General features: G+C 70.0%; 14 protein-coding genes. 7 read left to right on the top strand and 7 right to left on the bottom strand.

Features of this window, described 5'->3' with window-relative positions:
• Positions 1-15: 15 nt before the first annotated feature.
• Complete coding sequence (locus tag ACFU5V_RS23145; RefSeq protein ID WP_378702204.1) at positions 16-894, bottom strand: alpha/beta fold hydrolase; 879 nt, start codon at positions 892-894, stop codon at positions 16-18.
• Positions 895-980: 86 nt separating this feature from the next.
• Here ACFU5V_RS23145 and ACFU5V_RS23150 point away from each other — a divergent pair, with 86 nt between their 5' ends.
• The gene (locus ACFU5V_RS23150; RefSeq protein WP_378702206.1) at positions 981-2798 is read left to right on the top strand and encodes a BTAD domain-containing putative transcriptional regulator; all 1818 of its coding nucleotides are present in this window, start codon (positions 981-983) and stop codon (positions 2796-2798) included.
• Positions 2799-2831: 33 nt separating this feature from the next.
• Here ACFU5V_RS23150 and ACFU5V_RS23155 read toward each other — a convergent pair whose 3' ends face one another.
• Positions 2832-3830 (bottom strand): PHP domain-containing protein, encoded by a 999-nt coding sequence (locus ACFU5V_RS23155; protein ID WP_378702327.1) that lies wholly within the window; start codon positions 3828-3830, stop codon positions 2832-2834.
• Positions 3831-3875: 45 nt separating this feature from the next.
• The gene (locus tag ACFU5V_RS23160; RefSeq protein WP_378702208.1) at positions 3876-4751 is read right to left on the bottom strand and encodes a LysR family transcriptional regulator ArgP; all 876 of its coding nucleotides are present in this window, start codon (positions 4749-4751) and stop codon (positions 3876-3878) included.
• Positions 4752-4823: 72 nt separating this feature from the next.
• On the opposite strand from ACFU5V_RS23160, the gene ACFU5V_RS23165 reads away from it, so the two are divergent.
• The 5 genes from ACFU5V_RS23165 to ACFU5V_RS23185 all read left to right on the top strand — a co-directional run bounded on the left by ACFU5V_RS23165 (position 4824) and on the right by ACFU5V_RS23185 (position 7697).
• The gene (locus tag ACFU5V_RS23165; protein ID WP_378702210.1) at positions 4824-5444 is read left to right on the top strand and encodes a LysE/ArgO family amino acid transporter; all 621 of its coding nucleotides are present in this window, start codon (positions 4824-4826) and stop codon (positions 5442-5444) included.
• Between the two features lie 47 nt (positions 5445-5491).
• The gene (locus ACFU5V_RS23170) at positions 5492-6073 is read left to right on the top strand and encodes a hypothetical protein (RefSeq protein ID WP_378702212.1); all 582 of its coding nucleotides are present in this window, start codon (positions 5492-5494) and stop codon (positions 6071-6073) included.
• On the top strand, positions 6073-6477 hold the full coding sequence (locus ACFU5V_RS23175) for a TIGR03668 family PPOX class F420-dependent oxidoreductase (protein WP_378702214.1): 405 nt from the start codon (positions 6073-6075) through the stop codon (positions 6475-6477). The genes ACFU5V_RS23170 and ACFU5V_RS23175 overlap by 1 nt, the downstream gene beginning before the upstream one ends.
• Positions 6478-6533: 56 nt before the next feature.
• The gene (locus ACFU5V_RS23180; protein ID WP_378702216.1) at positions 6534-7202 is read left to right on the top strand and encodes an SDR family oxidoreductase; all 669 of its coding nucleotides are present in this window, start codon (positions 6534-6536) and stop codon (positions 7200-7202) included.
• Positions 7203-7355: 153 nt separating this feature from the next.
• Positions 7356-7697 carry a hypothetical protein gene (locus ACFU5V_RS23185; RefSeq protein WP_378442015.1) on the top strand — a complete coding sequence of 114 codons (342 nt, stop codon included), beginning with the start codon at positions 7356-7358 and terminating at the stop codon, positions 7695-7697.
• Between the two features lie 3 nt (positions 7698-7700).
• Here the strand turns inward: ACFU5V_RS23185 and ACFU5V_RS23190 are convergent, their stop codons facing one another.
• Positions 7701-8351: a maleylpyruvate isomerase family mycothiol-dependent enzyme gene (locus ACFU5V_RS23190; protein ID WP_378442013.1), complete on the bottom strand. Its 651-nt coding sequence runs from the start codon at positions 8349-8351 to the stop codon at positions 7701-7703.
• A gap of 164 nt (positions 8352-8515) precedes the next feature.
• Entirely contained in the window at positions 8516-9478 is a 963-nt protein-coding gene (locus ACFU5V_RS23195; RefSeq protein ID WP_378702220.1) for an alpha/beta fold hydrolase, read from the bottom strand.
• A gap of 122 nt (positions 9479-9600) precedes the next feature.
• Between ACFU5V_RS23195 and ACFU5V_RS23200 the strand changes: the two genes are divergently transcribed.
• A complete protein-coding gene (locus tag ACFU5V_RS23200) occupies positions 9601-10356 on the top strand; it encodes a GntR family transcriptional regulator (RefSeq protein ID WP_378702222.1) in 756 nt (251 codons plus the stop codon).
• 96 nt (positions 10357-10452) lie between these two features.
• Here ACFU5V_RS23200 and ACFU5V_RS23205 read toward each other — a convergent pair whose 3' ends face one another.
• Positions 10453-11154: a phosphonatase-like hydrolase gene (locus ACFU5V_RS23205; RefSeq protein ID WP_378702224.1), complete on the bottom strand. Its 702-nt coding sequence runs from the start codon at positions 11152-11154 to the stop codon at positions 10453-10455.
• Positions 11155-11203: 49 nt separating this feature from the next.
• Complete coding sequence (locus tag ACFU5V_RS23210; protein ID WP_378702226.1) at positions 11204-12346, bottom strand: TIGR03364 family FAD-dependent oxidoreductase; 1143 nt, start codon at positions 12344-12346, stop codon at positions 11204-11206.
• Positions 12347-12472 lie beyond the last annotated feature (126 nt).

The raw sequence follows: 12472 nt of genomic DNA on the forward strand, positions 1-12472 counted from the left end.
AACCTGTTTCGGCGTCTACCGCTTCAGAAGCGCACGCAGCGCGTCGACGATGTCCCCGGGCGCTTCCTCCGCCATGAAGTGCCCCGCGGCGAGGGTGTCGTGCACCAGGTCTGGCGCCCAGGCCCGCCAGAGGCCGGCGGCGTCGTAGCCGAGCACGCTGCCCCAGTCCTGCTGGATGACGGTGACGGGCATCCGCAGGTGGTTCCCGGCGGCCCGGTCCGCCCGGTCGTGCTCGACGTCGATGCCCGCGGACGCCCGGTAGTCGGCGACGATGGACGGCACGGCGTCGCGGGACGCCCGCAGGTACTCCGCGCGCACGTCGGCGGGCATCGCGTCGGGATCAGCGGTCCAGGCGTCGAGGAAGTGGCCGAAGAAGGCGTCGGCGCTCGCGCCGATCATCTGCTCCGGAAGTCCGGGTGGCTGCGCCATCAGGTACAGGTGGAACGCGACCGCGGCGTCCGCGCCGTGCAGGATGTCCCACATGTCCAGGGTGGGCAGCACGTCGAGCGATGCGAGATGGCTGATCGCATCGGGGTGGTCGAGTCCGGCGCGGATGGCGACCAGCGCGCCGCGGTCGTGCCCGGCCAGCGCGAACCGGTCGTGGCCCAGTTCCCTCGCGAGTGCGACGACGTCGGCGGCCATCGTCCGCTTCGAGTAGACGGTGCCGTCCGTCTCGGCGGGTTTGCCGCTGGCGCCGTAACCGCGCAGGTCGGGGCAGATGACGGTGTGCTCGGCGGCCAGGTCGGTGGCGACGTGCCGCCACATCAGGTGCGTCTGCGGGAAGCCGTGCAGCAGGACGATCGGGCTGCCGGAACCGCCGACCGCGACGTGCAGGTCCACGTCGTCGGCGACGGTCACGCGCTGGTAGTCGAATCCGGGGATGACAGGGGTCATGGGTGGTGGCCTTCCGTGCTCGGGGTGGTTCTCGTCCAGTCTCGGGGCGGTCGATGAGCATTCGATGAGCGCTATACCGTGGCGGAGTGACTCCTACGTTCGGTGTGCTCGGGCCGGTGGTCGCGTGGGACGAGACGGGCGGACCCGTCGAGCTGAAGGGCCCACGTCACCGGGCGGTGCTCGCCCGCCTGATCGTCGCCCGCGGACGGGTCGTGCCGGTCGGCGTCATCGTCGACGACCTCTGGGTCGACCCGCCTGCCGGAGCGAAGGGCGCTGTCCGGACGTTCGTCTCGGCGCTGCGGCGCGCCCTCGAGCCGCAGCGCGCGGCCCGTTCCGCCGCGACGCTTCTCGTGACCGACGGCCCCGGGTACGCGCTCCGGGCCGGCCCGGAGTCCGTGGACGCGTGGCGGTTCGAGAACACGGTCGCCGAGGCCGCGACCGCCGCACCGGGGCGGGCCCTCGAGCTGTTGGACGAAGCGCTGGGGTGGTGGCGCGGCCCGTCGTACGCGGAGTTCGCCGGGGAGTCGTGGGCCCACGCGGAGAGGACGCGGCTCGAGGAGTTGCGACTGTCCGCGGTGGAGCGGCGGGCGGAGGCCCGGCTTGCCGTCGGGCTCGCCGTCGAGGCCGTACCGGACCTCGATGCCTTTGTGGCCGAACACCCTTGGCGGGAAGGGGCGTGGCGGCTGCTGGCCCTCGCCCTCTACCGCTCCGGCCGCCAGGGTGAGGCGCTGGCCGTGTTGCGCCGGGCGCGGGAGCTGCTCGCCGGGGAGCTGGGAATCGACCCGAGCCCGGAGCTGACGTCCCTCGAGACCGACATCCTGCGCCGCGACGACCGCCTCGAACTCGACCCCGACCGGATGTGGGAGCGCGCGGCCGCCGCCTACGACCGCACGGTGGCGTCCGGTGCCCGGGCGCGACTCGAATCGACGGTCGGGCTGCTGCGCAGCCTCGCCGTGGCCGGCGGCAGCGGTCTCGCGGCGGCCCGGGAGCAACGGCTCGCGACGATCGTCGCCGCCGAACGACTGGGCGACCCCGAACTCACCGCCCGCGTGATCGGGGCCTACGACGTCCCCGCCATCTGGACGCGCTCCGACGACCCGGAGCAGGCGGCCCTGATCGTCGCCGCCGCCGAACGCACGCTCGCGCGGTTGTCGCCCGGTGACCACGACACCGCCCGCGCCCGGCTGCTCGCCTCCGCGCTGAACGGCGTCTTCATGCACACGTTCCACCGCTCGGGCCTCGCCCCCGAGCGAGACGCGATCGGCCGGGAACTGATCACGCTCTCGGCCCGCCACGGGTTCGTGAACTTCGAGGTACTCGGGCATCTCGTTCGGCTGCAGGCGCTCGGGGCGCTCGGCGACTTCGCCGGCGCCGACGAGCACGCCGCCGCCGCGGACGACCTGGCCGCACGGCACGAGCGACCGCTCGTCGCCGTGTTCACGACGTGGTACCGGGCGATGCGCGCGGCGGCGACGGGTGCGTCCGACGCGGACGCCGAGGCCGGCTACCGGGCGGCGGCGAAGCTCCTCGACGGCAGCGGGATGCCCGGCCTCGAGGACGGGATCCTGCCGCTGGCGCTGCTGTGCCTGCGGGTGTCGCGGGGCCTGCCGGCAACGTTCGACGCCGGCACCGACTGGGGACCGTACGAACCGTGGGCGCGGCCCCACCTCCTGCTGGCCGAGGGTCGCCCGGACGACGCGGCGGCCGCCCTGCGCCGGATCCCCGATCCGCCACGCGATCTGCTCGTCGAGGCGCTGTGGTCGCTGATCGAACACGCCGCGGCCGCCGTCGGCGACACTCGGCTGATCGAACGGGCCCGGATCGAATTGGCACCCGCCGCAGGCGAAATCGCGGGGGCGGGGAGCGGGATGCTCACGATGGGCCTTCGGCCCGTGCGTGGTTGACGAGTCCCTGCACTCGCTAACCACTCACAGGCGTCACTTGGCCCACTCCAGCAGGTCGTCGGCGGACCAGGTGTTCACGACGCGGTCGGCGTCGACCCCGCACCGCATCGCGCGCTCGCATCCGTAACCCTGCCAGGCGAGTTGACCCGGGGCGTGCGCGTCGGTGTCGATGGAGAACAGACACCCCAGATCCATGGCCAGATCGATGAGCCGGCTCGGGGGGTCGCGGCGCTCGGGACGGCTGTTGATCTCGACGGCGGTGCCGTGGTCGCGGCACGCCGTGAACACCTGCTCGGCGTCGAACGTCGACTCCGGCCTGGTCCCGCGCCCGCCCTCGACGAGCCGGCCCGTGCAGTGACCCAGCACGTCCACCAGCGGGTTCTCGACGGCTCTGACCATCCGCCGGGTCATCGCCCCGCGCTCCGCCCGCAACTTGGAGTGCACGCTGGCGACGACGATGTCGAGTTCGTCGAGCAGGTCCGGATCCTGATCGAGCGACCCGTCCTCGAGGATGTCGACCTCGATGCCGGTGAGGATGCGGAACGGCGCGAGTTCCTCGTTCAGCTCGGCGATCACCTCCAGCTGAGACCGCAGCCGCTCCGCCGACAGCCCGTTCGCGACGGTCAGCCGTGGGGAATGGTCTGTCAGAGCGCAGTATTCGTGGCCGATGAGAGCCGCGCTGCGCATCATCTCGTCGATCGGGCTGCCGCCGTCGGACCAGTCCGAATGGGTGTGCAGGTCGCCCTTGAGCGCCTGACGCAGGGCGCCGCCGCCGATCGGCTCCGCATTCTCCCGCAGTTCCGCCAGATAGACGGGCACCCCGTCGAGCGCCTCCCGGATCACCGTCGCCGTCTTCGGTCCGATGCCCGGCAGGTCCTTCCAGCTGTCGGTGCGCCGGCGGACGTCCCGCTGCTCGTCCGACAATTCGGCGACCACGTCGGCCGCCCGCCGGTACGCCTTCACGCGGTGCGTCTCCGCCCGCGACCGTTCGAGCCAGAACGCTGTCTCTCGCAGGGCCTGCACCGGGTCCATCGGGCTGTCGGCGTCCATGACTCCAGTGTTGCGCCCACGCGGACGTCACCGCAACGCTTCGCGCGCCCCGTCCCGAACCGCGGTCGTGAGCGCCGCGAGAATGGGCGAATCCAGCTTCCACCGCTGCCAGTACAGCGGGACGTCGATCGGACGGGACGGGTCGAGTTCCACGAGACCGTGGTCGTCGCCGGTGTGCAATTCCGGCAGCAGCCCCCAGCCCAGTCCGTAGCGGACGGCGTCGGAGAACGCCGAGGACCCGGGCACGAAATGCCGCGGCGGGTGCAACCGGCGCCGGGTGAATCCGCGCAGGAACCGGGCCTGCAGTTCGTCCTTGCGATCGAAGTCGAGCATCGGTGCCACCGCGAGGGCGTCCGCGGTCGGGCCGTCGGGGAGCCAGCGTTCGGCGTAGTCGCGGCTGCACAGCGCGCGGTACCGCATCGACCCCAGCTTCTCGACGGTGCAGCCCTGCACCGCCTCGGGGACGGACGTCACCGCGGCCATCACCGTGCCCTCCCGCAGCAGGGTGGTCGAGTGGAATTCGTCCTCCCGGTGCAGGTGGAACAGCGCCCGGTACTCCGGCGCCAGCCGGGCGAGAGCGGGAATGATCCACGTGGACAGCGAATCCGCGTTGACGACGAGCGGCAGCGTGCTCGTCGCGGCCTCTTCAGGATTGAGGGACGACATGGCCTCACGCTCGAGGTGCGCCATCCGGCGGGCGAGCGTGAGCACGACGTGTCCGGAGTCGGTGGCCCGGACCGGCTTGGCCCGTTGCACGAGGACGCGTCCCACCTGCTGCTCGAGCGCCTTGATCCGCTGGCTCACCGCGGACGGCGTGATGTGCAGTACCCGGGCCGCGGCGTCGAAGGTGCCTTCGTCGATCACGGCGGCGAACGTGCGGAGAGCGGCCAGGTCCAGATCCATATGAAGCAATGCTAATGGCAATGAAGGATAATGAGCTGGATTGATGACTACGGGGTTCGTAGCGTGGTTTCCATGCACCTCACCCCTGCCCTGCTCACGGCGGCCGCCGGCTTCGGCACCGGCCTGTCGCTGATCGTCGCGATCGGCGCGCAGAACGCGTTCGTCCTGCGACAGGGGATCGTCCGCAGGCACGTCCTGCCGGTGGTCGTGCTGTGCGCGGTGTCGGACGTCGCGCTCATCGCCGTCGGGATCAGCGGGATCGGGGCGGTGCTCGCCCACGCTCCCGCCGCGATCACCGTGATCCGGTGGGCGGGAGCGGCATTCCTCGTGTCCTACGCCGTGCTCGCCGCGCGCCGCGCGCTGCGCCCCGGGACGCTGGACGCCACGATGGAAGTCGGATCGGCGACCCTCGCGACGTCGATCCTCACCTGCCTCGCGCTCACGTGGCTCAACCCGCACGTCTACCTCGACACGGTGCTGATGCTCGGCTCGGTGGCCAACAACCAGGGCGATTCGGGGCGGTGGCTGTTCGGTCTCGGCGCCGCCACCGCGAGTGTCACCTGGTTCCTCGCGCTCGGCTACGGCGCCCAGTTCCTGCATCGCGTGTTCGCCCGCCCGAACGCGTGGCGCGTGCTCGACGCCGGGATCGCCGCGCTGATGCTCGCCCTCGGCATCACCCTCGTCACCGGCTAGTCAACTTTTTATTGACAGAGCGCATCTTGTCAACCAATACTTGACAGATGTCGGATGTCGCGCTCACCCAGCTGCTGTCGGACGCGATCGCCAAGGCAGACCCCCGGATCGACCCGGGGCTCGACCACGACCCCGCCGCCTACCTCGCCCTCGTCCGGCTCACGGCGCAGGCACGGGAGTCGGTCGACGAACTGCTGATCTCCGCGATCGCCGCCGCCCGCTCCGCCGGTCACAGCTGGGACACGGTCGGCGCCGCACTCGGCATGTCCCGGCAGGCGGCGCAACAACGCTTCGGCAAACGGATCGGCGACGCCCCCGAACCGGACCCGGACGGCCGCACCCGCCGGCTCACCCCACTGACCGCGTTCAACGAGATGCGCATCCTCAACCGCGCCGGCTCGTACGGCTGGCACTCCGTCGGATTCGGCACCCTGTTCCACACCGTCCGAAAGTCCGACGAACAGTGGGAGCACATTCGGACGTCGGCGCTCGCCGGCCGCGAGAAACTCGAGGCCGACGGCTGGCAGAAGGTCGGGACATTGTGGTTCCCGTGGGCGTACTTCACGCGCCCGCTGGGCATCCCCGCGCTCCCCGAACCGGTGAGCGGCGACTACCTGATGGAACCGTGATGGACCCCGTCGCACGATTCGCGGCCGCCCGCGTCGCCCGGCTCGCCACGGTCGGGGCGGACGGGGTGCCGCACCTCGTCCCGCTCGTCTTCGCGCTCGACTCCGACGCCATCTACTCCTGCGTCGACCACAAACCCAAACGCACCACGGCCCTGCGGCGCCTGAAGAACATCTCGGCCAATCCCGCCGTCTCCCTGCTGGTGGATCACTACGACGAGAACTGGGACCACCTGTGGTGGGTGCGGGTCGACGGCCGGGCGCGGATCCTCGACCCGGACTCCGACGAGGGCACCGCCGCGCTCGACGTCCTCGCCGCGAAGTATCCGCAGTACGTCGACCGCCGCCCGGACGGACCGGCGATCGCGATCCGCGACCTGAGGTGGCATCACTGGTCCGCCCTGTGAGTACTTGTTAACCGCCGGCGGTTAAGAAGTACTCACAGGGCGATAGCCTCGTGCGCATGCCCACAGCCCTGATCACCGGCGCCAGCCGTGGCCTCGGAGCCGCCATCGCCCGCGAACTCGCACCGACCCACGACCTCCTGCTCGGCGCCCGGTCCGCCGGGTCGCTCGCCGGCATCCTCGCCGAGCTGCCGGGCGCCACCCCCTGGCCGGTGGAGCTGACCGACTACGACGCGGTGGCGGCGGCGTGCGCACCGATCGACCGACTCGACGTCCTCGTCCACAACGCCGGCGTCGCCGACCTCGCGACCGTCGCGGAGTCGACCGTCGAACAGTGGCGGCACACGCTCGAGGCGAACGTGATCGCGGTGGCCGAACTGACGCGACTGCTGCTGCCCGCTCTGCGCGCCGCAGGCGGCCACGTGGTGCTCATCAACTCGGGTGCCGGCATCCGCGCGAACGCCGGCTGGGCGTCGTATGCGGCGAGCAAATTCGCGCTCCGGGCGTTCGGGGACGCGCTGCGGCTCGAGGAGCCGTTACTGCGCGTCACATCTGTTCACCCCGGCCGGATCGACACCGATATGCAGCGTGCCATCGTGGCCGGCGAGGGCGACGAGTACCGGCCGGAGAAGTACCTGCAGCCGTCGACCGTCGCAAAAGCCGTGCGTACCGCGGTGGAGACGCCGCGTGACGCGCACCCCACAGAAGTCGTGCTGCGGGTGCGCTGACAGCGGAGAAACCTGCGTGAGATACATCACAGATTGATCTCACAGAAAGGCTTTAAGCTGCTCACAATCAGTCGCCCTACAGTTCTTCTCATCAGCAGAGATCGCAAACGCGAGTCGGTTCCACCGAGCTGACTCCCAGGAGGTATTCCCACGATGAACACCGAACAGCGTATGCACAGCGACACCGTCGTCGCAGTCGACGGCGACGTCTTCGCGACGATGTTCACTCTCGATCTCGGTGACGGCGAGGTCGATCGCGACGCGGTCGAGCGGATTCACGGCGGTGAGTTCGACGAGTGGATCGAGGCGGCAGCGCGGTCCGGTCTGTTCACCCCGCAGGCGGTCGCGGCCCTGGTTCAGCAGTGGCAGGAGAACCCGAAGTCCCTGTTCGACGCGCTCCTCGTCGATGCCGACGAGATGACCCACAAGCGCTACGCGATCATCTGGGACGCGCTCGACGACGCCGACACGTTCGAGAGCGTCGAATACGCCTGACGGTCAGAACGGCCACGCGGGGACGGGCGGCAGGCCCTCCCGCGTGGGGCGTCCGATCACCCAGGCCAGCAGTTCGGTGCGCGGAAGATCCGGCACCCGGACGTCCGGATGCCGGGCGGCCAACTCGGGCAGCTCCGATTCCAAGGTCTGCTCCACGAACAATTCCGGCCAGTCGGCCACCGAGTAGTCGAGGCCGAGGTCCACGTGGTGGATCTCGAGTTCACGCCACCGCAGTACCGGCACCTGACGCGCCGGCACCCGCTGACGCCAGTTCACCGGCGTCTCGTACCGATCTTCGGTGATCCCGCGCAGTGACTCGATCACCCGCCGTCCCGCGAAGCGGAAATCGGCCACCAACAGTTCCGCCGGACGTCCGGCCCCCTCCTCGATCGCCGCGGCCCGCGCGGCCGGACCGCCCGGATACATCTCCGGCGCCGCCTCACCGGTGAGCACCCCGACGGCGAACCGGTTGAGCGCATCGGCGTTCCTCGCGAGGTGCGTGACGACGTGTCCCCGGCTCCATCCCGGCAGCAGCGACGGCTCCCGCGCCTGATCGTCGGTCAACCCCGACAGCGCGGCCTCCACCGTCCGGTGCGATTCGGCAACAGCGTCGAGCAGTTCGACATACGACAGTGCGGCACCCGGTGACGTCATGCAGACGATGCTAGCGCGTGACACAATCGTGCCGCTACCGAGCCCGGCTGTCGGACAACGTGATTGAAACGTGTGTGCGATGTGACGAATCCGCTACGCAGGAGATACCGAGTAGGGCCGCATCGAAGGCATTGCTGCGCAGGCGGTCCGGTGGGGCGGCGGCTTCAGCGTGCGACGAAGTCGAGCAGCAGCTCGTTCACCTCTTCGGCCCGCTCCTGCTGGACGAAGTGGCCGGCGCCGTCGAGGAGGTGGATGCCGCGCAGGTCGGGAACGGTGTCGCGCATCCGGTCGAGGGCCTGCGCACCGCTCATCGCGAGGACGGGATCGCGTGCACCGGCCACGAACAGCGTCGGCACCTCGATCTGGGCAACCCGGACTCTCGCCGACCGTTCCCAATTGGCGTCGTACGCCCGGTACCAGTTCAGGCCGCCGGTGAAACCCGTCCGGGTGAAGACCTCCACATAGTGTTCGAACTCGTCCTCCGTCAGCCACGACCACGGCAGGGGTGGGGCGTCGGGCAATACATCCAGGTACCCGTTGCCCTCCGACGGGTGCTGCCAGATGTCCAGGTAGCGGTAGTCGCCCGACAATGCGTAGAACAGCCGCTGCAGGAAGCCGCGGGGGTCGCCGTCGAGTTCGCGGTCTGCGACCCCCGGTTTCTGGAAGTAGTGGATGTGCAGGAAGTGCTTGCGCGCCAGCGACGCATAGAGCTCCGACGGGCGCAGCGGGAAGCGGTCGGGCATGTAGGGAACGGCCAGCAGCACCAGCCCGGATACCCGTTCGCGGTGACGGAGCGCGACGGTCCAGGCCACCGGAGCGCCGAAGTCGTGGCCGACGAACACGGCACGGTCGAGTCCGAGCGCGTCGAGCAGGCCGATCAGCGCGTCCGACACCCGCTCGTTGGTGTAGTCGTCGATGTCGCGGGGTACGTCGGTGCCGCCGTAACCGGGCATGTCCGGGGCGATCGCGCGGTACCCGGACGCCGCGAGGGCCAGCATCTGGTGCCGAAAGCTGTAGCCGAGGCCCGGGAACCCGTGACACAGGATCACGGGCGGACCGTCACCCAGTTCGCTGACCTGCCAACGGAATCCGTCGGCCGTGACCGATCGTCCCGTCGACGTCGCCATGCTCCGAATCCCTCCACCGGCTGGAACGCGTTCTCGCAGTGTACCGTAACGGCGACGCCACTAGAATGCACGTGATTCGCAGTGGTAACCGTCGACCGGCCGGGGAAGTGGGGTGATGCGCAATGGTGGAGGCACGCTCCCGCCACGAGTTCGTCGCGGTCCAGTTGCGGCAGCGCATCATGCAGCGGCGGTATGCGGTGGGCGAGTCGCTGCCGAGCGAGAGCATGCTGTGCGCAGAATTCGAGGTGTCGCGCGGCCCGGTGCGCCAGGCCCTCGCGACGTTGAAGAACGAGGGGCTCATCCAGCTGTCCCAGGGCAAACCGGCCGTGGTCCGCAGCCACGACATCACTCAGACGCTGGACACGTTCACCCCGTTCACCCAGTGGGCGCACCGCACCGGACGCACCGCGGGCAGCCGCACGCTCGAGATCGCCCGCCGCCGGGTGTCCGAGCCCGCCGCCGCCGCGTTGGGGGCGGGGCCGGACGACTTCGTCGTCGAGGTTCTCCGCGTCCGGCTGCTCGACGGCGAACCGACGATGCTCGAGCGGAGCACGTTCACCGACCGCGTCGGTTCCCTGCTGTTCGAGTTCGACGTCGACTCCGGGTCGATCACCGACTATCTCACCTCCCGCGGCGTCCGGTTCGAATCGATGGAGCACGTACTCGACGCCGTCGCCGCCACCGAGGCAGAGGCCGAACACCTCGGCATCGCCCCCGGCAGCCCGCTGTTGCGGGAACGCCGGACGTCGCGGGATCAGCACGGCGACATCTTCGAGTACGCCGACGACCGGTACCGGCCCGACCTCGTCGCCTTCAGCATCGTGAACGCCCGGACCGTCGACCCGCGGGGTCCGTCGGGCGACAGCAACGGCCCCTGATCGTCGGCGGCCGGCATGCAATTCCGGTGCGACGAACGGGACGCTCGTTCGATCTGACGCAACGACCGTCCCGTTCGTCGCGGAAGCGGGGGAGGATCAGGCGCTGCGCAGCCGGTCGAGCAGACCGGGCAGGTCCGCGACGCTGTCGAGGACGTGGGTGGCCCCGGCCTCAGACAGCTGGGTGGCGTCGTGGGCGCCGGTGAGCACGCCGACGGAGGCGAGCGCTCCGGCGCGCAGGCCGGTGATGATGTCCGACGTCGTGTCGCCGAGCACCACCATCGACTGCACGGACGGGGCGCCGGCGCGCATCAGCGCGGTCAGCGGCATGTCGGGGAAGGGGCGGCCGCGGACGCCGTCACCGGGGCAGAGCACGATGTCGGCGACGTCCTCCCAGCCGAGTGCGCGGATGATCGACATCTGCGTCTCGTGAGCGAACCCGGTGGTGAGCGCCGTTTTGATGCCCTGCTCCCGCAGCGAGCCGAGCAGTTCCTCGGCGCCGGGAACGGCGCTGCACCGGCCGTCGTCGACGAGTTGCGCGTAGCAGCGTTCGAATTCCTTGTTCGCCGCCTGCGCCTGTTCCTCGTGTCCGCCGCTGAGGTGGCGGAAGACGACGATCTTGGACTGGCCCATGGTGTCGGAGACGTACTCGAGCATCCGCCGCCGGTCGTCGTCCGTCTTCGACAGGCCGGCGTGCGCGTCCGCGGCCAGGAAGGACTGCTGCACCAGTCCGCTGTCCTCCACGGTGGTGCCTGCCATGTCGAAGACGACGAGGCCGATGTCCGGTTCCTGTGTTCCCATTGTCGTGTTCCTCTCGAGGTTCGGTGAATGTGTGTGTGGGATACCGTGTTCAGTGCGTCAGCGCAGGTTCGCTGCCGAAGACGTGGTCGATCCGGTCCTTCGCCAGACCCATGCCGGTCGTCATGCCGATGCCGGTGGTGACGGTGACGATGTGCACCCCGTCGAGGGGCTCCTCGATCAGGAACTCCGAGTCGGGGGCCGAGCTGTACACGCCCTGCCAGCGCTCGGTGACGGTGACGTCCGGGACGCCGAACAGGGCGGCGGCCTCGCGGACCAGCACCTCGAACCCCTGCTCCGACTGGAACGGCTCCGCCGACACATCACGGATGTGGGTGTCGCCCAGCAGGATCGAGCCGTCGGGCCGCGGGGTGTACATCTGATGGAGGTCGAGGTCGGCGTAGTCAGGATGCTCCTCGCGCAACCGCGCCGCGAGCGCCGCCGTCGCGGGCAGGTCCGCGAAACCGCTGTACCGCACGAGCGACCAGCCGGTGAACAGCGGCCCGGGCAACGGTGCGGTCAGCGGCATCCTCGCGCGCAGCATGTGCAGCCGGCACCGCAGGAGCCCTCCGCGCTCGGCCTGCTCCGGGAACAGGCGGTCGATGTCGTGGTTGACGGTGACGAACACCGTCCCCGCATGCAGATCGCCCCGCGAGGTGTGGACCACCCCGGGGCCGAATCCGGCTGCGGCGGTGCGCCAGAAGAAGTCGACGCCGGACGCCTCGAGCCACCGCGCGACGGCGGGGGCCGCCTCCCGCGGGTCCACCTGGAGGTCGCCGGCCAGGTACATCCCGCCGACGACGCGATCGCCGGAGACGGGGAGTGCAGCGAGGATCCGTTCGCGCGGCAGCAGTTCCACCTCGGCCGGTTCGCGCCTGTCCGCGAACTCGGTCATGACGGCCATTTCGTCGTCGTGCCGTGCCACACAATACGTTCCGGACTCTGAGATCCAGAACCCCGCCTTTCGCGCCAGGTCGAGCCAGTGCTCCCGGCCGGCCAGCGCGTAGTCGCGAGCGACACCCGATTGGGCGGTGATGCAGACGTGACCGAAGTTCTGGACGGATGCGCCCGCCACGCGGTCGGCATGATCGATCACCGCTACCGACAGACCGCGGTCGAGCGCGTGGTAGGCGTGCGCGAGACCGACGATTCCGGCGCCGACAACCACCACGTCGTAGCGTCGTTGATGTGTCATGAATTCCACCTTGGTCCCTGGACGCTCAACTTGTCAATACAAGTGGTTTGAATTCACCACAGGTATAGATAAGTTTCCGTCCGTTCACCGTCCGTTGCGCGTCGGTGCGGGCGCGCCGGGTGGCAC

The organism is Rhodococcus sp. NPDC057529, assembly GCF_042802055.1.
Taxonomy (GTDB): Bacteria; Actinomycetota; Actinomycetes; order Mycobacteriales; family Mycobacteriaceae; genus Rhodococcus_F.